This window comes from Phyllobacterium lublinensis (genome assembly GCF_020164435.1).
Classification (GTDB): Bacteria; Pseudomonadota; Alphaproteobacteria; order Rhizobiales; family Rhizobiaceae; genus Phyllobacterium; species Phyllobacterium lublinensis.
This window is the reverse complement of sequence record NZ_JAIUDQ010000014.1, coordinates 114565-134598: the sequence shown is the minus strand read 5'-3', so window position 1 is coordinate 134598 and position 20034 is coordinate 114565. Positions and strand designations below refer to the sequence as shown.

At 56.8% G+C, this 20034-nt stretch carries 18 protein-coding genes; 4 read left to right on the top strand and 14 right to left on the bottom strand.

Annotated elements, in window-relative coordinates; all coding sequences use genetic code 11:
* Positions 1–19 precede the first annotated feature (19 nt).
* The 3 genes from K9U38_RS16975 to K9U38_RS16965 form a co-directional block, all read right to left on the bottom strand.
* Complete coding sequence (locus K9U38_RS16975; protein ID WP_224495528.1) at positions 20–244, bottom strand: hypothetical protein; 225 nt, start codon at positions 242–244, stop codon at positions 20–22.
* A 196-nt stretch (positions 245–440) separates the two neighbouring features.
* Positions 441–719 (bottom strand): hypothetical protein, encoded by a 279-nt coding sequence (locus K9U38_RS16970; protein WP_224495527.1) that lies wholly within the window; start codon positions 717–719, stop codon positions 441–443.
* 76 nt (positions 720–795) lie between these two features.
* On the bottom strand, positions 796–1428 hold the full coding sequence (locus K9U38_RS16965; RefSeq protein ID WP_224495526.1) for a hypothetical protein: 633 nt from the start codon (positions 1426–1428) through the stop codon (positions 796–798).
* A gap of 1052 nt (positions 1429–2480) precedes the next feature.
* Here K9U38_RS16965 and K9U38_RS16960 point away from each other — a divergent pair.
* A complete protein-coding gene (locus tag K9U38_RS16960; protein ID WP_224495525.1) occupies positions 2481–2930 on the top strand; it encodes a hypothetical protein in 450 nt (149 codons plus the stop codon).
* A gap of 430 nt (positions 2931–3360) precedes the next feature.
* Here the strand turns inward: K9U38_RS16960 and K9U38_RS16955 are convergent, their stop codons facing one another.
* Entirely contained in the window at positions 3361–4131 is a 771-nt protein-coding gene (locus K9U38_RS16955) for an alpha/beta fold hydrolase (RefSeq protein ID WP_224495524.1), read from the bottom strand.
* Positions 4132–4344: 213 nt separating this feature from the next.
* Here K9U38_RS16955 and K9U38_RS16950 point away from each other — a divergent pair, with 213 nt between their 5' ends.
* On the top strand, positions 4345–5307 hold the full coding sequence (locus K9U38_RS16950; RefSeq protein WP_224495523.1) for an AraC family transcriptional regulator: 963 nt from the start codon (positions 4345–4347) through the stop codon (positions 5305–5307).
* Positions 5308–6239: 932 nt separating this feature from the next.
* Positions 6240–8555: an FdhF/YdeP family oxidoreductase gene (locus tag K9U38_RS16945; RefSeq protein ID WP_224495522.1), complete on the top strand. Its 2316-nt coding sequence runs from the start codon at positions 6240–6242 to the stop codon at positions 8553–8555.
* Between the two features lie 377 nt (positions 8556–8932).
* Here the strand turns inward: K9U38_RS16945 and ccoS are convergent, their stop codons facing one another.
* The 7 genes from ccoS to ccoN all read right to left on the bottom strand — a co-directional run bounded on the left by ccoS (position 8933) and on the right by ccoN (position 15847).
* Positions 8933–9097 (bottom strand): cbb3-type cytochrome oxidase assembly protein CcoS, encoded by a 165-nt coding sequence (gene ccoS, locus K9U38_RS16940; protein WP_224495521.1) that lies wholly within the window; start codon positions 9095–9097, stop codon positions 8933–8935.
* Complete coding sequence (locus K9U38_RS16935; RefSeq protein WP_224495520.1) at positions 9094–11358, bottom strand: heavy metal translocating P-type ATPase; 2265 nt, start codon at positions 11356–11358, stop codon at positions 9094–9096. Before K9U38_RS16935 ends, ccoS begins: the two co-directional genes overlap by 4 nt.
* A gap of 5 nt (positions 11359–11363) precedes the next feature.
* Complete coding sequence (locus tag K9U38_RS16930) at positions 11364–12152, bottom strand: DUF2189 domain-containing protein (protein ID WP_224495519.1); 789 nt, start codon at positions 12150–12152, stop codon at positions 11364–11366.
* 231 nt (positions 12153–12383) lie between these two features.
* Positions 12384–13289: a cytochrome-c oxidase, cbb3-type subunit III gene (ccoP, locus tag K9U38_RS16925; RefSeq protein WP_224495518.1), complete on the bottom strand. Its 906-nt coding sequence runs from the start codon at positions 13287–13289 to the stop codon at positions 12384–12386.
* Positions 13280–13453, bottom strand: coding sequence for a cbb3-type cytochrome c oxidase subunit 3 (locus K9U38_RS16920; RefSeq protein ID WP_224495517.1), 174 nt, complete (start codon positions 13451–13453; stop codon positions 13280–13282). The genes ccoP and K9U38_RS16920 overlap by 10 nt, the downstream gene beginning before the upstream one ends.
* A 1-nt stretch (position 13454) precedes the next feature.
* A complete protein-coding gene (gene ccoO, locus K9U38_RS16915; RefSeq protein ID WP_224495516.1) occupies positions 13455–14186 on the bottom strand; it encodes a cytochrome-c oxidase, cbb3-type subunit II in 732 nt (243 codons plus the stop codon).
* A gap of 2 nt (positions 14187–14188) precedes the next feature.
* Positions 14189–15847 carry a cytochrome-c oxidase, cbb3-type subunit I gene (gene ccoN, locus K9U38_RS16910; protein ID WP_224495515.1) on the bottom strand — a complete coding sequence of 553 codons (1659 nt, stop codon included), beginning with the start codon at positions 15845–15847 and terminating at the stop codon, positions 14189–14191.
* A gap of 469 nt (positions 15848–16316) precedes the next feature.
* On the opposite strand from ccoN, the gene K9U38_RS16905 reads away from it, so the two are divergent.
* Positions 16317–16976 (top strand): CBS domain-containing protein, encoded by a 660-nt coding sequence (locus K9U38_RS16905; protein WP_224495544.1) that lies wholly within the window; start codon positions 16317–16319, stop codon positions 16974–16976.
* 56 nt (positions 16977–17032) lie between these two features.
* Here K9U38_RS16905 and fabI read toward each other — a convergent pair whose 3' ends face one another.
* The 3 genes from fabI to K9U38_RS16890 are packed head-to-tail and all read right to left on the bottom strand — an operon-like array spanning position 17033 to position 20006.
* Positions 17033–17815 (bottom strand): enoyl-ACP reductase FabI, encoded by a 783-nt coding sequence (gene fabI / locus K9U38_RS16900; RefSeq protein WP_224495514.1) that lies wholly within the window; start codon positions 17813–17815, stop codon positions 17033–17035.
* Between the two features lie 46 nt (positions 17816–17861).
* Positions 17862–19034 carry an acetate/propionate family kinase gene (locus K9U38_RS16895; protein WP_224495513.1) on the bottom strand — a complete coding sequence of 391 codons (1173 nt, stop codon included), beginning with the start codon at positions 19032–19034 and terminating at the stop codon, positions 17862–17864.
* Positions 19035–19037: 3 nt separating this feature from the next.
* Positions 19038–20006, bottom strand: coding sequence for a phosphate acetyltransferase (locus K9U38_RS16890; RefSeq protein ID WP_255607330.1), 969 nt, complete (start codon positions 20004–20006; stop codon positions 19038–19040).
* Between the last annotated feature and the right edge of the window lie 28 nt (positions 20007–20034).

The following is a 20034-nucleotide window of genomic DNA, read 5'->3' as shown; positions in this document are numbered from 1 at the left end:
CACCTCATGTCCTTGGGCATCAGCGCGACATTCGCGACGCGACGAAGCCTTCGGACTTTTTCACACCGTCGAAGTCGTCAGGGGGCAGCCCTACCGGTGTGTCGAGGGTGAGATCGCCGCTTTCGGAGATAAGGTTGCCGACAACCCTGTCGGCCTTTAGCTTGACATTGCCGGACGCGGCGAGCTCGAAAGCGACTGTCGTCGCATCTTGCTCCTCGATTTCGACAGGAACGCCGCCGGTCATCCTGTATCTGCGACAAACAGTTCCTCGAAGGTTCGAAAGCCTTTTTGCCGCCACTGTCCGGAGTTGCTCCAGGCTTGCCGCTTACGATCCTACGATACTCATGATTTTCATGTTCGGTTGTGTCCCGTCGGAAACCCCGCATGATGCGGGGTTTACGGCTCCCTCCATTTTTCTAGAACAAGCCGATTTGCCTCGATCAACGCTGGTGGTCGTGACCACCCTTTTCACCAGCACGCGACTTTGCGTCATGCACAGCATCAGCACGCGACCCTGGAGTCGTGGTCTGATCGCCATCGCGAAACTCCCCATTACCGGTACCGTTGCCGCCCACATGGTCACCATTGCCGGTAACCTGCGATGACTGCACACCAATGGTGGAGCCCTGAGAATTGGTACCCTTTTTATCCATCGTTGCTTCAGCCGAAGCCATGCCAACAGATGCGAGAACCAATGCACTTGCGATAAGAAGTTTCATTTACCATTTTCCTAAGGAGCGTGATTGCTCCACACTCCCGGCATTCGCGCCGGGACGATGCAGCAATCAGGCATTATTATTTTTTGTCGCCGCCCTTGTTGCCTTGGTTGCCGTTGCCTTCGTTACCGGTGCCATTTCCGCCGCCGTTGCCACCGCCTACGCCGCAGTTACCGCCGCCCGAGCAACCATGTTCCTTGTCCTTGGGGTCGGCAGGAGTGGTCGGAGCAGTCGTAGGTGTGCTTGGCGTACCTTGCTCAATGGAAGGAGTATCTTCATCTTCAGTACTCGGGTCCTTGGCAGGGTCTTTTGCCTCTTCGTGCGGTCCGTCATCCACCTCAGCTTCGTGTGTACCGGCCGGCGGGTTGTCAGGTTGCGTTGCAGCAGGCGCACGGTCGGGTTGCGTTGCGGCAGGGGTGCTGCGTGACACTTCGTTTGAAGCGCTTGACACGCTCGACACACTACTGTGTGTTGCAGTTGCGGCACTCTCCGTCTGTGCAGCAGGGCCCGAAGCAGGGGCATTCCTTGACACGCTGCGAGCATTCAACGAGCGCGAGATACCATTGCCGGCCTTTTCATACTTCACCGCATTGACGACCGAGCACGGGGTGTCGAACCAAATCTGCGACAAGTTGCGCGAGCAAGACTGATCAGCCATAGCTGGTGCGGACACGCTGGCGAACAATACGCCAAGCACGACGAGTTTCTTCACTATATGTTCCTTTTGCGAATGGAGACCGAAGGCTCTTGCCTTCGGGTCGAACCATAAAATCGGAGCACGATTACTCCACTGTCCCCTCGCGATCCGGGACAGTGGAACAATCAAGCGGGGCCTCGTAGGAGGGGTCCCGTACTTGGTTAGGCTACTTGCTCTTGATCAAATTCTTCATCGTGGTTGGCGGGGGCAGATCGCTCAATTCATCAAGCGGCGCCAGCGAGGCTCATGGCCTTTTCCAACCGTGCGGGCTTTCTTTAGCAGTTCGAAAAAATTCGCGCTTGCGATTAGCTGCCAAACTTATGTGTTAAGACGCCGCTAACTCACGCGGCGCGATAAATCATAAAGGGTGGGAATGGCTACCAGGCAAACCTGGGGAAAGAATCTATTGTGGCCGTGCCCCAATGAGCGAAATATCCAATTGTGGTTCGTATCTCCCAATGTCGCGATTGACAAACCCCATACCCACGGTTGCTCGGAACCCAACGGCGGGTTTTTTGTGCTCAACCACTCCCACAACCGGCGGAGCGCACCAGCTTCATTCTAAGCTGGGCAGAGGCAAATTTGCTGGTTTAAGCCGACTGAAGCCTCCTTGGCGTCCTAACACATAAGATTGGCAGCTAAGCGCAAGCGCGAAATTTTTCGAACTGCTAGGGAAAGCCCGCACGGTTGGAAAGAAAGGCCATTGAGCCTCGCCAGTGCTCGTTGGTGGAAATTGAGCGATCTGCCCCCACCAATGATGAAGAAGTTGTGCAGTTTGAACAAGTCCGGGCCCCTTATGTAAGGGGCCCGCTTTTTGAAAGGCAATCCGATGTGGCACTCACTCATCGTGGTTCTAAGTCTGGCTGGCGTATTCATTCTACCCGTGCTGGTTACGATTAAGCTCATGGGCCCGAGAAAGGGCAAATCAAGAACCTTCCGGTCTACTCGCCGGTCAACAGGCCGCTGAATAGTTTGGAAGGTCAGGGAGCATTGTCCGCACCTCAGCTAACAACAGCGGAAGCCGCCTGTGAACTTCAGGAAATCCCACCCAAAGGAGTCCGACTGAAATGTTAGGAAGACTATACCGTCGTCTCTCGTGTCCTGCGCTGCCGCAACTGGACGAGGCAGAGAAGAAATATGCGCAGAAATTGGCTTTTGCCGCCGCACTTTTCTTTCGTATCGAACTCGACCGGGCGGAACGCAAAAATGAACACTTGGAGGAGATGGAGAAGGCCGAGGCGAACGGTGCTGACGATTTTTTGCTCAGTCTGATGGACAACAATTTCAGGTCTGCCGAGAGGATCGCAGTGCTCACGCATGCAAAAGAGATATGTGATGCCACCAAAGATCTGATCCGTGACGTCGAGGCTTCAGCGCCGGCAACCGTTAATCGCTTCACATCTGAGCAGTGGATTGACTTCGGCTTGACCTTGGCTGACTTACGGCACCAGATGGCCCCCGCAGCAGACTTGATTTTGTTTTGGGAATACCGCTGCGAAGAAGCCCGGGCGACCTGAAAATTGTCTTAAGACTTAAATCGGCCGGGCGATGTGGCAGATCGCGTCCGGTATTGGGTGCGTGGTCATCGGCCTTCGGTATTGGGTGCTGATGACGTAAGGTTGACATCCAATGTTCGCCAACATCACTGCGAAGCTCGCGCAACTTGACCAGGGCTTTCCCGCCGCAGCATCAGCTTCTGTCTTAGCAGCGGACAGTCGGCCATCGGCCCCCAAGCACTCATCCGACGGGTGCAGACATTCAATCCAGATCAGATTTGCAAGAATTCATGCATAAGCCAGACTTATGAAGAGGGCGCGCGCCCATCTGACATGGAAAACAGATAAGCGCGGCGTGTGCTAACTGTCGGCATGAACGTCAGCGAATGGTCAGATGGGAACTTCGTTAATGGGCGGCGCTCCCGGCACGAAAGTGCCGGGAGCGCTATCGTCACTTTACGAGTGCGGCCTTTTCTATCACCGCGGCGACTTGCTTCGCATGGACGACGAGGGAGGCATGGCTGCCGACGATCTCAGTCGTCTGGGCCTTCATCCTGTTGGCGAACATCTTTTGTGCCTCGGGTGCGATGACCTTGTCCTTCGTGCTGATCACATAGAACGTCGGCTTGTCGTGCCAAGCCGCCTTATCGACGGGAGCCTCGAACGCCGTGTGGTTCAACGGGAGCTGATGGCTTGCCAGGGATTTGGCGATCTCTGGAGGAAGGTCAGCCGCGACAGCCGAAGGAAACACTTGGGGATCGATGTAGAGGTTGCCCTTTTCGTCGGGTTGAATCGCCGCGGCGCCTTCGGTTGACGGACCGCTCTTGGCTAAGGTCGCCAGGGATTGTCCGACGTCGGGTGCGAATGCGGAGACGTAGACGAGGGCCGAGACTTTCGGATCGTCACCTGCTTGCGTGATCACGACGCCGCCCCAGGAGTGGCCAACGAGAACGGTCTTGCCGTTCTGTTTCGCGAGCGCCTGTCTGGTGGCATCGACGTCTGCGGCGAGGGAGGTGAGCGGGTTTTCGACGAGCGTTACGTTGTAGCCCTTCTTCGTGAGGATATCAGCAACCGGCTTCCAACTCGTCTGATCGACGAAAGCGCCATGGACAAGTACGATATTGTGAGCCGCCCCCTTGGGCAGTTGAGCTGATTGGGCGGGGGCGGCAACTGTTGCTCCGGCCATGAGGACGGTGGCGACTGAGAGTAGAAGATTTCGCATTGGTTGCTCCTGTTGCGATGACGGACGACGCGGGTCCAGGGAAGGGCAGGCGTGTCGGCAAAAGTCGCGTTTCCCCATCTGGCGTTTGCGTGATGGTTCGCCGCGCGACCAGTTGGCTCGACTTGAGATCAGTTAGTACGTGGAGCATTTGGACGTTAGGCATCAATCGTCCGAATATTGTGTCTGACCGTCCGTCGTATTATCATCGCGAGGATGGACATCCTCGCCCAAGTGCTCGATCGCGTCCGCCTCGGTGGGACTTTGCTCTTCCACTTCGAGCTCGGCCATCCATGGAATCTGGCATTGCCAGCGCGCCCCTACGCCCTATTCCATTATCTCAGCCGTGGCACAGCTACCCTCGCGCTCGATCAGGGACGAGAACTCCATATGACCGCGGGCGACTTTGTCGTCGTCACACGCGGCGAGCCTCACTTGATTTATTCGGATCGCTGGACGAAGCCGTTACCGATTCTGGACCTCGATCGACTGCCCGGACGTCTTGGCGTCGTTCGCCATGGAGGCAACGCGCAGCCGCTCTCGACGATGATCTGTGGCAATTTCACTGTGGAGCGGCCCTCGCGCGGTAGCGTGTTGGAATTACTTCCGCCCCTGCTTCTCCTGAAGCCGACGGAAGACGGCGGATGGCTCGAGGCGATTTTGCAACGCATGGTCAGCGAGTCTTCGCTTGCGCGTCCCGGCCAAGACGTCGCGCTCTCACGACTGACAGAAGTGCTCTTCGTTGAGGTGTTGCGAAGCTGGATCAATTCTCTCGAGTCCGGAGAAGGCGGGTGGCTGGGGGCGATGGCGGACCCGCACATAGGACCGGCGCTTCAGTTGATCCACGAACGACCGGATCAACCCTGGACCCTTGGCGACCTGGGGCGCCGCGTGGGGCTCGGTCGCTCGGCGTTTTCAGCTCGCTTCACCAATCTCGTCGGCCAGTCCATGTACCGTTATCTAATCGCACGCCGGATGTCGGAGGCTGCGTTTCTGCTCGAAACAAGCGACGAGGGGATTGCACGGATTGCGACCCGTGTCGGCTACGAGACCGCGGCCGCGTTTTCAAAGCTGTTCCATCGACATCATGGCGTATCGCCTGGTCGTTATCGAGCAGTTCGCCGAACTGACGGTGGCCGAAGGCAAGGGGGCGCTCTGCAAGCAGAAGTCGCCGATTGACCTCGACCAAGCTGGCTTCTGGAAGGTCTGGCGATGGGCGGCGGGGCTCCGGCAGGTGTGCCCGGTTTTGTTCACAATTGGCGCGCCGGGAGAGGTTCGACTGTCGTCGAGTTTTGGCTTGATCACAGTCGCGACGACTGCTCTCGCAAGGTTGCCATTCAGTAGTCGACAGTCTGCTTGCGGCCCCACATCGGATCTTCGATCCCGGCCGGCATGATGTCCGCTACAGTGAGATAAAGAGCTCCTGTAACAACAGGATCGTTGGTTCGGTTCCCATCAAAGGCCAGAGGATGAAATAACATTAAACAAGAAGCTTGCGCTTTGGGGTTCATCATGTGGTCATGCGCGCGAAGTGTGAAATGCCGCGTCCGCGCTATGAGCCGTCTCGCCGCCAATCCGACTGAAGTGAAACCAAGAATCTGAGGGCCGCAAAGACCGCTGTCGGCAGATCAAGGTTGCGCACTCAGAGCGCGCAATCGGGTTGCACATCAAAACCTAGACTACCGCAAGATGGGGAAGGATCAATCGGAAGCGAAGACAAAGCCGAACGCTGAGATGACGCCAGCTGCTCATGCACCCTGGTTTGACCCCGTCAATATTGCGATAACCAATCCAAAAGCAGCGGGCGACACCTTGGCACAATAGCCAGCCCAAGAATTTTAAGGGAGGATGGGCGGGTGGTTCGCCTCTTAGCCATTTGACGCATGTCGATCAACGTTGAAACTATTGGCGGGAGCTTGATGGTCCATGCGGCGTAGGCGGCAACAACAGCGACCTTCAGTGAATGTCTCGGAGCTCGGACGGAGTCGCCGTCGATCTTTACGTGACAACATTCATCAACGCCGATGTTAGTCTGTATGTGGCTCCACGCCATGACTGCTCGACAATTTCCCCAGTATCCAGGTGAATCAGCAATTAAGGGAGGTAGTCCGATGAAATCAAAAAGACCCAAGGGCATCCACAACTATAATGCGGCGGCAGGTGGATGGGGTGCCCTCAGAGCGGTTGCACGTGCGTTAAAAGAGCAACAAATTGTAGCACAGGGATCGGCCACCCTCTTGAAAGCCAATCAGCCAGACGGTTTTGACTGTCCAGGCTGTGCTTGGCCCGATCCGAAACACACATCGTCGTTTGAATTCTGCGAAAATGGAGCAAAAGCCATAACGTGGGAATCAACTGCCAAGCGCGTTGGGCCCGACTTCTTTGAGCGTCATACCGTCAGCAAGCTTTGGGAGTGGTCGGACTTTGAACTGGAAGGCGAAGGTCGACTAACCCATCCCTTGATGTACGATGCAGCGAGTGATCGTTATCTTCCAGTTGAATGGGACGATGCCTTCGCGAGGATCGGGAGCGCGCTCAATGCCCTGCCGGATCCCAATATGGCAGAGTTTTATACTTCCGGCCGTGCTTCCAACGAAGCGGCCTTCCTGTATCAGCTGTTCGTACGCGCTTTTGGCACCAATAATTTTCCCGATTGTTCGAACATGTGTCACGAGGCGACGAGCGTCGGTCTTCCGCACTCGATAGGTGTTGGGAAAGGAACGGTTACGCTCGAAGATTTTGATAACGCCGATGCAATTTTCAGCTTTGGTCATAACCCCGGTACCAACCATCCGCGCATGATGACTACGCTGCATGAAGCAGCAAGGCGAAACGTGCCAATCATAGTATTCAATCCTCTTAAGGAACGCGCACTGGAGAAGTTTGCGGCGCCGCAAGATCCAGTAGAAATGATTACGATGGGATCGACACCGATTGCATCAGCCTATCACCAAGTGAGAACCGGTGGCGATGTTGCGGTACTAAAAGGCATCATGAAACGCGTTATCGAACTCGACGAGCTCGATCAAGCAGCGGGCGGTAAAGGTGTTCTCGATCGGGCATTTATAGATCAGCACACCACCGGTCTGGAGGCGTTGATACGGGATCTTGACGTCACAAGCTGGGAAACAATTTCACGAAAATCCGGACTGACACGAGCCGAGATCGAGAGCGCGGGAGACGTCTACGCGGCTGCCAAGAACGTTATCGTTTGCTACGGCATGGGCATTACCCAGCATCGGCATGGGACGTCAAATGTGCAACAGATCGCAAATTTGCTTCTGTTACGCGGGAACATTGGCCGAAAAGGAGCGGGGATTGCGCCAATCCGCGGTCACTCTAACGTACAAGGTGATCGTACTGTTGGCATTACCGAGATACCAAACAAAGCTCTCCTGGATGGAATCGAGCGCACCTTCGGCTTCAAGCCTCCGGACGCCAAAGGTCACAACACCATCGAAGCAGTAAAAGCCATTGTCGAGGGGCGATCGAAAGCATTGCTCAGCCTGGGCGGAAACCTTGCCGTGGCCATGTCGGATCCGGCGACGACGTTTGAAGGCATGCGAAAGCTCGATCTTGCCGTCCACATGGCAACGAAGCTTAACCGCACGCATCTTTTGACTGCGAAACAATCTTTTCTCCTTCCAGTGTTGGGGCGTACTGATCTGGATGTCCAAATGTCTGGTCCACAGTCCGTAACTGTCGAAGATTCGATGTCGATGGTTCATGCTTCGCGGGGATTCCTAAAACCTCCAAGCGAGCATCTGATGTCAGAGCCTGCCGTTATCGCCGGCATTGCCAAAGCCACTCTAGGTAATCGCCACGGGATTGATTGGGACGAGCTGACAGGTAATTACGACAATATACGCAATAAGATCGAACACGTTTTTCCGGATTTTTTTGACTTTAATAAAAGGGTTCGCGTGCCGGGTGGCTTTAGACTGAAGATCCCAGCGTCCCAGCGCGAGTGGCGTACATCGAATGGGAAAGCTAACTTTATAGTGGCCGAGGGTCTCGACGAAGACATCCGGCTATCACAACCGGGCGTCCTTACTCTGACTACGATCCGGAGCCACAGTCAGTATAACACTACTATTTACGATATGGATGATAGATATCGGGGTGTTCTTGGCCGACGCGACATTATATTCTTGAATAAATCGGATCTGGAGGAGAGGGGATTGGCCGAAGGTGATCTGGTCGACGTCGAGTCAGCTCCAGAGATCGATGGCCCCCTTGAGTACCCAAGAAGGATTCGAGGCCTAACGGCTGTAGAATATGACATACCCGCGGGGTCGGCCGCAGGATATTATCCCGAGATGAACAGGGTAATTGCGCTAAGTCATTACGACAAATCGTCTGGCACGCCCGGATACAAGTCTGTCCCTGTTATCATCACGCGCTCTTTAACACGTGCGATCGAATAAGGCGGGGACGTCGGGGCGGCGCGAGGAATAGGACTGCGTCTGCGGCACTTCCTTGTCGTGCCGATCTGTCAGGACCATTTAGCGAACCATCGATGGGGCGATCACACCGAGTTCACGTCTCCACTGACAACGCAGACTTTTGCACTGGGCAGGCTCCGAAGAGCGTTCCCAAATTGTTTCGGGTCTGTGCTGGAAAGATCGTAAATGATCATAGTGGAACGAGGTATGTGACTGGGTATGGGTGGCGGTGAGTTAATCGTCGCTTTCCCGAGTTTTCGGTCTGTTCCTTGTGGCAGATCAATAATGAAGATTTCTGCAGGAGTGAGGCGGCAAGGGGAGTTGCCTTGCTTTAGGCTCTGCGGGCATTCTTGGATGCTTCAATCGAGGCAAGACTCGGAAGGTCTGTCGTCATCATAGAGAATCCGTTCGGACGCGCCGTCCAGATCCTCGTACTGTCCGTTCTTGAGAGACCAGAGGAACAGCACCAAGCCTACGAGACCGAGCGCCAATGAAATTGGGATCAGGTAGAAGAAGTCTTTCATCCTGCCATTCTCCCCAACTGCAACTTTCGGCCAAAAGGCTTTGTCTCACCCTTCCCCGCCGCACCCTTGAGCCTCATTGCATTGGCCACAACGACTATGGATGACAGTGACATTGCCAATGCAGCGACGAAAGGTGTCGCGTAGCCAAGGATTGCAACCGGCAGCGCCAAGACATTGTAACCAATCGCAATGACAAAGTTTTGCCGGATCAACTTGCCCGAATCGCGGGAAATCCTGTAGGCAAGAAACACAGCATCAAGGCTGTCTTGCAGAAAGACGAAATCCGCGTTGTTGCGGCCAACGTCAGCAGCGTTGGCCGGGGCCATCGAGACGTGCGCTGCCATGAGGGCGGGAGCGTCGTTTAGTCCGTCACCGACCATCAGGACCTTCCGGCCTTGGTTACACAGCTGTTTGACACGGTCAAGTTTGCCCCCGGGCAAAACGCCGGCAGTGTAGTAGGTAATGCCCAGCTCATCGGCGACTTTCCTCACGGCAGATATGCCGTCCCCAGAAACGATCTCCATAGAAATCCCCGCGCTTCGCAATTTGTCGACGAGTGCCTTTGCCCCTGGACGCACCTTGTCAGAAAATGAGATGGCGGCAACCTGGCGTCCCTCGCATGTAAGAACGGTGTCCGAGGAATTGCTTTCGGTCCCGCAGGCAAACAGCGAGCGCCCCATTCGATACTTTTTCCCTTGATAAATGCCCTCCAAGCCCAGGCCCGGATATTCTTTTACCTCGTCGAAACGGTGAAAAGTCGCGCCATGCACGCTTGCGGCTGCGCATATAGCCCGGGCATTCGGATGTCGCGAGTGCGACGCGAGTCCGGCGGCCACCGAAAGCGCATCCGGGTCGATGAAATCAATGTTGGCGACCTGCAACTCTCCCAATGTGAGCGTGCCGGTCTTGTCGAAAATAACGGTGTTGATCTCGTTGAGGCGCTCCATGGCCGATCCATCCCTGACCATGATCCGGTTTTCGAAGAGACGGCACGCCGCAACGACCTGCACCATTGGTACGGCGAGCCCGAGAGCGCAGGGACATGTGATAATCAAAACCGCAATAGCGATCGTTGCTGCCTGGTGAACGTCGCCTTGAATCACCATCCAGCCGAGGAAGCTCAAGAGCGATGTCATGTGCACCGCTGGCGCGTATAGTACGGACGCACGATCGGCGATGCGTCGATAGACAGACTTACCGGATTCGGCTGCTTCCATCAGCCGGATCATTTCAGCGAGAAACGACTCTTCGGCAGTTGCAGCGGCGACGACCGTCAACGATCCAGTGATATTGAGTGTCCCTGCTTGCAGGACAGCGCCCGATTCAACTTTGCGCGGTGCGCTTTCCCCAGTCACGAGGGAGAAATCGACATCGGAAATTCCGATGTCGACCGCGCAGTCGACCGGAACCCGCTCGCCGGCTGTGATCAACAAACGCGTCCCTGGCCTGATCTCTTTCAACGGCAGATATTCGAATTCGCCGTCGGCCTTGATCGTCATTGCACCTCGTGGCGAAAGTTGCGCAAGGCCCTTAACCGCCGTGCGCGCGCGTTCCCGCATAACGTAGTCCAGCGTTCGTCCTATTAGCAGAAAAAACACCAGCGACGTGGCCGCATCAAAATAGGCATGATCATAACCGTGGTAGCTGTCGTAGACGCTGAGGGAGAATGCCGCGGCAATACCGATTGAAATCGGCACGTCCATGTTGGTTTGGCCGTGCCAGAGTGAGCGCCAGGCAGACTCATAAAAGACGCGCCCGGAGTAGAGGAGCGCGGGCAGAGCGATGGCAGCACATATCCAATGAAGAATGTCCCGGGTTGAACCTTCCGCACCCGCCCAAACGGAAACCGACAGCGACATGATGTTCATCGACGCAAACGCGGCAACAGCGAGCGCCCGGATCAGCCTTGGAAGATCGCCCCTCGGCTTTGCGGCCTCGGTGGGATCGAAGAGGTGCCCATTAAAGCCGAGTTGCTTGAGCGCGCCAATTGCGTCGGGAGGGGGCCCAAGTTCCGACCAGCGCAGTACCAATCTCTTGCTTGACAGATTGACCCGCACGTATTGCACGCCGTCCAGCTTGGTCAGCCCGCGCTCGATCTTGTTGATGCAGCCGCCGCAGTGGATCGAGGGCACCGAGATTTCGGTCTGAAGTATGCCGTCGCCAACGCGTCGGCTGGCCAGCCTGAGTTCCTCGGCCCACGGGGCCGACGGACGAAAGGCATCGGCAGTGACCAGAGGGGTTGCAGGAGTGCAGCAGGTCATGACCGTCAATCCGGGTCGCGCATTGTCACGTACGCATGCCAGGTCGCATGACCCAGCAGTGGGAAAATGACGATGAATCCAATCATCCCAGAAAGCAACGCGATGAGCGTCAGACTCAGCACGATTGCGCCCCACAGCAACATCACGGGCAGATTGTTCCAGACGATGGATATGCTTGTTCCCATGGCGGTGAACGCATCAAACCTTTTGTCCAAAACCATGGGAATGGAAAAAACGCTGATGGCAAAGGCAAAGGCTGCAAAAATCCCGCCGATGGCAACCCCGATCACCAGCATCGCAATGCCGGTCGGAGTGCCGAACAGCATGGGGATGATATGGTCCATGCCTGGGAATGGTCGCCAGCCGAAGAAAAGCGCGTAAAGGAGCACTGCAGCGCGCATCCACAGCAGCATTAATCCCAACAGGACGGCTCCGACGAACAGTACGTGCTGGCTCGTGCCGCGCTCTGGGATCACCATGGACGCCAGTGTAACCGGCAACCCCTTGGACAGGCGGCGGCTCTTGACGTAGAGGCCTGTCGCGAGCGCCGGCCCGACGACTAGGAAGCCTGCAAGCGCTGGAAAGAATGCGAAATCCAGTTGGTACAAGAGAATTCCCGCAGCGATTGCGAGCGAGATTGCCGCCACCCCAGCGCCATAGAGAAGACTAGGAAAGGGCACGGTCCATAGATCGTGCCAGCCCTGCGCAAACCAGGCGAATGCCTCGTCCGGCGAAATGTGTCTTTTGCGGTCGACTGCCTTTGGAAGTGGCGGAACCGTTTCTGGAATTCTCATCGGAAGCCTCTCCCTATGCCGCTTGCCTTGCCTAAATGAGCGTGAGTCAACATGCTGAATCAGCTGCGCGGTAAGTTCCCGACTGCTGACCCTTGACTTTCAAATGGTCGACGCAATCGGGCCGCGATTGGATTGCAACGTAAACCAGATGAATGTTCGCCAATATCACCAGGCTGAGACCAGTGGCGACGACAAGCGAGATTAACAGTTTCGGTCGGGCAATGTTCAAGTTCATGATGCACCGCCCGTCACCGGCCCAACCGCCTGCTTCCTCAGATCCAGAAGATAAAGCGTGATGATCTTGATCTGCGCAGGGGTAAGGCGTTTGCCCCAACTCGGCATATGGCCCTGGCGGCCCGAATAGATGGTCTGGTAGATGTCGCCTCGGCCACCTCCATAGGTCCAATGGTTGTCCGTGAGGTTCGGAGCACCGCTTTCGACGATGCCTTTGGCATCATTACCGTGGCAGGCGACACAATTCGTGGCAAAGAGGTCTTTTCCCTTGGCCATGTCTTCCTTGTTGTTGTCAGTGACCGTCGTCGGGTCAGACAGCGATACTACGAAACCTGCCAATTGCGAGACCTGGTCCTTTGTCAACATCCCATCGCGGCCAAAGGCGAGCATCTGCGAGACACGGGTATTGGGATCCGTGCCATTGATGCCAACCGTTACGGTCTGCAACACGGTTTGCGGATCGTCGCCCCACAGCATCGGAGCCTGCGCGATGTTTGGGTAACCCTTATTGCCCTTGGCGTTCGCCCCATGGCACGCCGCGCAGTTGTCGCCAAAAAGCGTGCGGCCGTCCTCGCGCACGATGTGCATCAGGTCGGTGTCGGACTGGATTTGCAAGAGGTCTTCCTCTTCGATTCGGGTCATCCAATGCGCGCGCCCCGTTGTGGCTTCCTCAATCGACTTGGCGACCGCCTGCTTCTGGTCAACGCCGAGCAGTCCTTTGAAGTATCCCGATCCATACGGCCAACTCGGCATGAGCAGAGTCCAGGCCAGCGCGAACACCCCCATGGTGATGAGAAAAAAGTACACTGGTCTCGGAACGGGCGTGTTCAGTTCCTTGATGCCATTCCATTCATGCCCGGTTGTTTGATGCCCGGTGAAGGGGTCGCGTTCGCCTACAAACATGGCTTGTCCTCTTCGTCGGAGACCACAGCCTTGGCAGCACGATCAAACGGCTTCTTATTCGAGGGCCAGTAAGCATAGATCAACACGCCGATCGACATTGCAATCAGGTAGAACAACCCGAATGTTTTCGAAAAGCCCGTCAACATTTCATGATCGATCGTCATGTCATTCCACCTCGTTCTGCGGCGTGGTATGGGCGGCGTCCGTCAAATGTCCGAGGACCTGGAGGTAGGCCACCACTGCATCCATCTCGGTGACCGCGCCTTGGTTTCCGTCAAATAGGCTCACGTCGGTCTTGTCGCCGTACCGCTCAGTCACTCCAGCTGCCAGGTCGGTGTCCGGATTGGCCTGGCCAATGGCGTCCTTCGGCGCGTTTGCGATCATCTCGTCAGTGTAGGGCACGCCCACCGCCCGCAACGCGGCCAGGTGTTCGCCCAGATCATCTGTCTTCAACTGGTTGCGCAACAGCCAACGATAGGCGGGCATGTTCGACTCGGGAACGACGTCACGCGGGTTGTTGAGGTGCGCGGTCATCCAGTCGTTCGAGTATTTGCCGCCCACGCGGGCAAGGTCCGGTCCGGTCCGCTTCGAGCCCCACAGCATCGGATGATCGTATTTCGACTCCACCGCAAGCGAATAGGGGCCGTAGCGCTCCACCTCGTCGCGCAACGTGCGGATCATCTGGGAGTGGCAGGCATAGCAGCCCTCCCGGATGTAGATGTTGCGGCCGGCAACCTCAAGCGGCGTGTAAACCCGCATGTCCGGTGCTTTTTCCACGGTTTCGTCGATGGTGAATAGCGGAGCGATTTCGATGAAGCCGCCGATGCTCGCGACGACAATGATGGCGATGACGAAGCCGATAGCGTTGCGCTCAAGCCGATAATGAAAATTGAACATGTTTACTCTCCAGCAGGGGCGGTCGGTGCTGCAGGCTCAAACACGAAGGGAATGTCTGAGGCAGATTCCGAGGCAGCAGGCACGGGCGTGCGGATCGTCATCACGATGTTGTAGAGGGCGATTACCGCGCCGCTCAGGAAGAGCAAGCCGCCGATCGTGCGCGCAATGTAGTAGGGGTGCATCGCGACGAGCGAGTCGACGAAGGTGTAGTTCAACGTTCCGCTATCGTTGTAGGTCCGCCACATGAGGCCCTGGATCACTCCGGAATTCCACATTGCAAAAACGTAGATTACGGTTCCAGACAGGGCGAGCCAGAAATGCCATTCGACCAGCTTCGCAGAATAGAGTGCGGGTCGCTTCCAGAGCCATGGTGTCAATGCATAGAGCGAGCCGTAAGTGATCATAGCCACCCAGCCGAGCGCTCCGGCATGAACGTGACCGATCGTCCAGTCGGTATAATGTGACAACGAGTTGACGGCGCGGATGGCCATGAACGAGCCTTCGAATGTCGCAAGCCCATAAAAGATCGCAGCGAGCATCATGAAGCGAAGGACAGCGTCGTCCCTGACCTTGTGCCAAGCTCCGTTCAGCGTGAGAAGCGCGTTTCCGGCTGAGGCCCAGGAGGGAACAAGCAGGACCACCGAAAAAGCCATGCCAAGGCTCTGAACCCAGTGCGGGAGGGCAGTGTAATGGAGGTGGTGCGAGCCCGCCCACATATACATGAAGGTGATACCCCAGAAGCTGATGATCGACATCCTGTAGGAATAAATCGGGCGTCCGGCCCGCTTCGGGAGGTAGTAGTACATCATTCCAAGGAAACCGGCGGTAAGGAAAAATGCGACCGCGTTGTGGCCGTACCACCATTGCGTCATCGCATCCTGAACCCCGGAAAATGCGGAATAGCTCTTTACATGTCCCAACGATACTGGAACGGCAAGATTGTTGATGATGTGCAAAAGGGCGACGACGAGGATGAAGGCCATGTAGTACCAGTTGGCGACGTAGATATGCGGTTCCTTGCGGCGCATGAGCGTTCGGATATAGATCGAGAAATAGACGACCCAGACGACGACCAGCCAGATGTCGGCATACCATTCCGGCTCGGCATATTCCTTGGATTGGGTGATCCCCATAAGATAGCCACTCGCGGCAAGAACGCAAAAGAGGTTGTAGCCGAACAGGACAAACCAGGGGCTGAATTGATCAGGCAGTCGTGCACGTGTCGTCCGCTGCAGGACATGCAACGAGGTGGCGATCAAGGCGTTGCCGCCGAAGCCGAAGATAACGCCGCTGGTGTGGACCGGTCGCAGTCGGCCGAAGCCTGCCCATGCGGCGTCGAAGGTGAGTTCAGGCCAGGCGAGCAGCGCGGCGACCCACACGCCTACGAGCATCCCGATCACGCCCCAGATCAGGGTCAGGATGATGCCCGCCTTGCTCGGATCGTCGTAATATTCGGAGAGCCTGTCGGGTGACGGGTCTGGGGCATCGTAGCCGCGCAAGAGAGCGATTGCCCCCGCAATGCCGGCAAGCGAAATGACCCAGCCATGGGTGCCGATTAGGTCATCACGACCGCCGGCGGCCATGGCCACTCCGAAACAGATCAAGATGAGGAAGGTGAAAGCGGCAACGATTCTCTCGATACCGGTCAATTGTGAAATCATTCTGATTGCCCCCGCGTCATGCCTGAACTGCAAGTTCGTTTGACCACGATCATTTTACTCTTTGATTGAAAAAAGCACAGCCGCAATTGCGACCGGAAAGCCCATGGCCGTCATCGCGCTCGAACGCTGTAAAAGGCCCATCCGATTGAGTGCGATTGCAAAAGACAACGACAAGCGAAGGGCTGTTTTCGTTACGGCCACTTCCCAGCAACTTCGCTTCACCCAGTGAGGGTCTTCACGAAGCGGACAATGTCGGTTGGTTGCTCCTCGTAGCTATTTGCTGCCGGAAGGCGAATGGGTTCACGTATTGTTTCCGGTTTGCGCCAATTGCCAGTCTGAAACTGCGTGGCCTATTGCTGCAACGGGAGACAAGCGCAAACTGCGCATGAGCTTGTTGTCGAATTGTTGCAACAGGAATAATCTCTTTAAGCGGAATTCAGTACTTAATCTCATTGGAGTCGCAACTGAGATGCGTGCTAAAGATGTAATGACAACGAGGATAATCACAATATCGCCCGACAACAGCGTCAGGCATGCCGCTGAAGTAATGATCGACAATTCGGTCAGCGGGATTCCTGTAGTTGACGATGAGGGCCATCTGGTGGGCATCATCAGCGAAGGGGACCTGATCCGCCGAACGGAATTGGGAAGCAGAGGTGTTGCCTCCCTCGCGGAAATGGATATGCCTGCCGAAAAGCGAGCTGATTCTTATGTGAAGCGCAGCTCATGGCGGGTCGGCGACGTTATGACACAAGATCCGGTCACGATCGATGAAGATACCTCACTCAAGCGCGTCGCACAGCTCATGCAGGAGCATTCCATAAAGCGCATTCCCGTTACGAGAACTGGTGAATTGGTCGGCATCGTGAGCCGGGCCGACCTGCTCCAGGCGGTTCTATCGGCGAAGCCGGATGCTACGGCGACAGGCGATGAAGCCATTCAGCGCAGCGTCACGATCCGCCTTGGAGAAAACACCGGTCTGGAAGGGCTCGATATCAAAGTGACTGTCGCCGACGGAATCGTGCATCTGTGGGGTAACGTCGGGACGGCAGAGTGTCGGAGAGCAGCGCGGGTCGTTGCAGAAAGCGTTCGCGGCATCAAGGGGGTAATTGAGCACTTTAACGCTTGAGACTTGCGCGCGCCCTTCACCGCAGCTTTCTCGTTGTCCGCCGAGATGCCATCACCTCAATCTATAATGTGATAGCCGCCATCGATATAGATCGTGTCCCGGGTCATCAGTCGCGCGGCGTCATGCGCGAGGAAGGCAGTTGCCATGCCAACGTCGTCGATCGACACGAGACTGCGTGTCGGAGCCGTTTCCTGCGCCTTGTTGAGAAGCTCATCGAATTCGGGAATGCCTGAAGCTGCCCGTGTCGCCAACGGGCCGGGAGAGATGGCATGTACGCGGATACCTTTTGGTCCAAGTTCCGCGGCAATGTAGCGAACAGCGCTTTCGAGAGCCGCCTTGGCGACCCCCATGATATTGTAGTTCTTTACCACCATCTGGCTGCCATAATAGGTCATGGTGAACAGCGAGCCGCCGCGCTTCATAAGTGGTTCGGCAAGGTGCGCCATTCGAATGAACGACCAGCAGGAAATGTCCATCGTTTTGAGAAACCCGTCACGCGGAACATCTGTGACGCGTCCCTGCAGTGTATCCTTGGGCGAAAAGGCGATCGAATGCACGACGAAATCGAGCTCGCCCCATTGCTCCGCGATACAGTCGAACACCTCCTCCATCTGTCCCTGTATCGCAACATCCAGCGGCATAAAGATGGGCGCTTCCAGCGCCTCGGCCAGTGGCTCGACATACGGCCTTGCCTTGTCGTTGAGATACGTCACTGCAAGTTCTGCACCCAAGGCGCGAAACGCCCTGGCACACCCCCAGGCGATCGACTGATCATTGGCTATGCCAACTACCAGTCCTCGTTTTCCTTCAAGAAGCTTTGCCTTTACCTCTGGGATCATATCAGCCCTCTTTGGCGCCGGAATTCATCGTATTACGGACATCTCGCTACGAACTGATGAGCGCGACCGTATGGCGTGCGATCATCAGTTCCTCATCAGTCGGCACGACATAGATCGCAACCTTGCTGTCGTCGCTTGAGATGAGCAGGTCCCCGGCGTCGTTTCGTCCGGCGTCGAGCGACGCGCCGAGCCAGGCGAGCTTGCTGGAAATTCGCGCACGCATCACCGGGGAATTTTCCCCGACGCCCGCGGTGAAAACAAAGGCGTCGAGCCCGCCGACTGCGGCCGCAAGCGCTCCTGCGTTGAGGCCGATGCGATGGACGAAATGGTCGAGCGCGAGCGTCGCACCGAGACTGTCGCTGGCAAGCAGGTCACGCACGTCATTGCTGACGCCTGAAAGCCCCTTGAGCCCCGATTCCTTGTAGAGAAGGTCCTGCAGTTGCGCTGCCGTCATGCCGTGCTGTTGCAGCAGGTAGAGAAGCACGCCGGGGTCGATCTGTCCGCATCGAGTGCCCATTGGCAGCCCGTCGAGAGCGGTGAACCCTAATGTGCTCTCAACGCTCCGCCCCCCGTAGAGGGCACACATGGAAGCGCCGCTTCCGAGATGCGCAATGATGACGCGTCCGCTGCCAATGCCCGGCGCGATCTCTGCGAGTCTTGCGGCCACATATTCGTAGGACAGCCCATGAAAGCCGTAACGCCGAACGCCCTCGTCGAAATAATGCGCCGGGATGGCATAGTGGTCCGTCATGGGGTCATGGCCGCGATGAAAGCTTGTGTCGAAGCATGCAACCTGCGCGAGCTCTGGCTGGCGTTCCTGCAGCACGCGGATTGGCGCGAGGTTGTTGGGTTGGTGCAAGGGCGCCAGCGGCGTGTAGCGTTCAAGGTCACGCAGCAAATCGTCATCGATGCGGGCCGGACGGGAATGTTTCGGTCCCCCATGAACGACGCGATGCCCAACGGCAATCAGTCTGCCCTGCTGCCGCTGCCGAAGCCATTCTCCGACCACGTGCATTGCCGAGGGCAAGTCGGGAACGGCTTCGGGCGGATAGTCTCCGTTTGCAAGTCGCTCACCGCTGGGGCTCCGGATGGTCAGGTGCGGCGCAGTGCCGATCCCTCCCATCTGGCCTTTGACCAGGCGCGCCAGCGAGTCCCCAACTGAAAACACCTCGAACTTCAAGCTGGACGATCCGGCATTCACGACGAGAATGGTATCCATGGATCAGACGCCCTTTATCGGTTCCGTGCGGCGGCGCGCATCGGCAAGCAAAGCCCCCACGGCACAGGAGGCCAGACGCGCCCGCACCGAATCCGCACGCGATGTCAGGATGATCGGCACGCGCGCGCCGAGGACGATGCCTGCGGCGTCTGCCCTGGCCAGAAATGTGAGATTCTTCGCCAGCATATTGCCGGCCTCCAGATTAGGAACGATGAGGATCTGAGCCTGGCCCGCGACCGGCGACTGAATCCCCTTTATTCGCGCTGCTTCCGGATCGATCGCATTGTCGAAGGCAAGCGGTCCGTCGAGGATACCGCCTGTTATCTGTCCACGCTCGGCCATCTTGCAAAGGGCGGCCGCCTCGATCGTCGAGGGGATCTTCGATGTGACGGTCTCGACGGCCGAAAGGATCGCAACGCGTGGCGTCCCAAGACCGATCTGCGTGAAAAGATCGATGGCGTTCTGAATGATATCGCGCTTGACATCGAGATCGGGCGCAATGTTGATAGCGGCGTCCGTGATAAAGAGCGTTTCCGCATGGTGCGGGACATCCATCACGAAGACATGGCTTATCCGGCGCGCCGTCCTCAGGCCCGTGGCGGAAGAGGTCACGGCGCGCATGAGCTCATCCGTATGCAGGCTTCCCTTCATAAGCAACTCGGCGCCGCCTTCGCGGATAATCTCTACCGCTTTTGCCGCGGCCGCGTCGCTGTGAGGCGTGTCGATCAGTTCGAACGGCGAGACATCGATGTCGTGTAGTTTCGCGACGGCATGTATCTTTGCTGCCGGCCCGACCAGGATCGGTCGCATCAGCCCTACTTCCGCCGCCTCGACTGCCCCGCGCAACGATGTCTCGTCGCAAGGGTGGGCAACAACAGTCCTCATCACCGGCGTCAGCTTGGCCTTGGCGATTAATCGTTCGTACTTCTGGTGAAGCTCAGATTCTTCCCCAATATGCTCCAGATCCGGCATCTCTACATGCTCCATTTTTTAAGGGCAG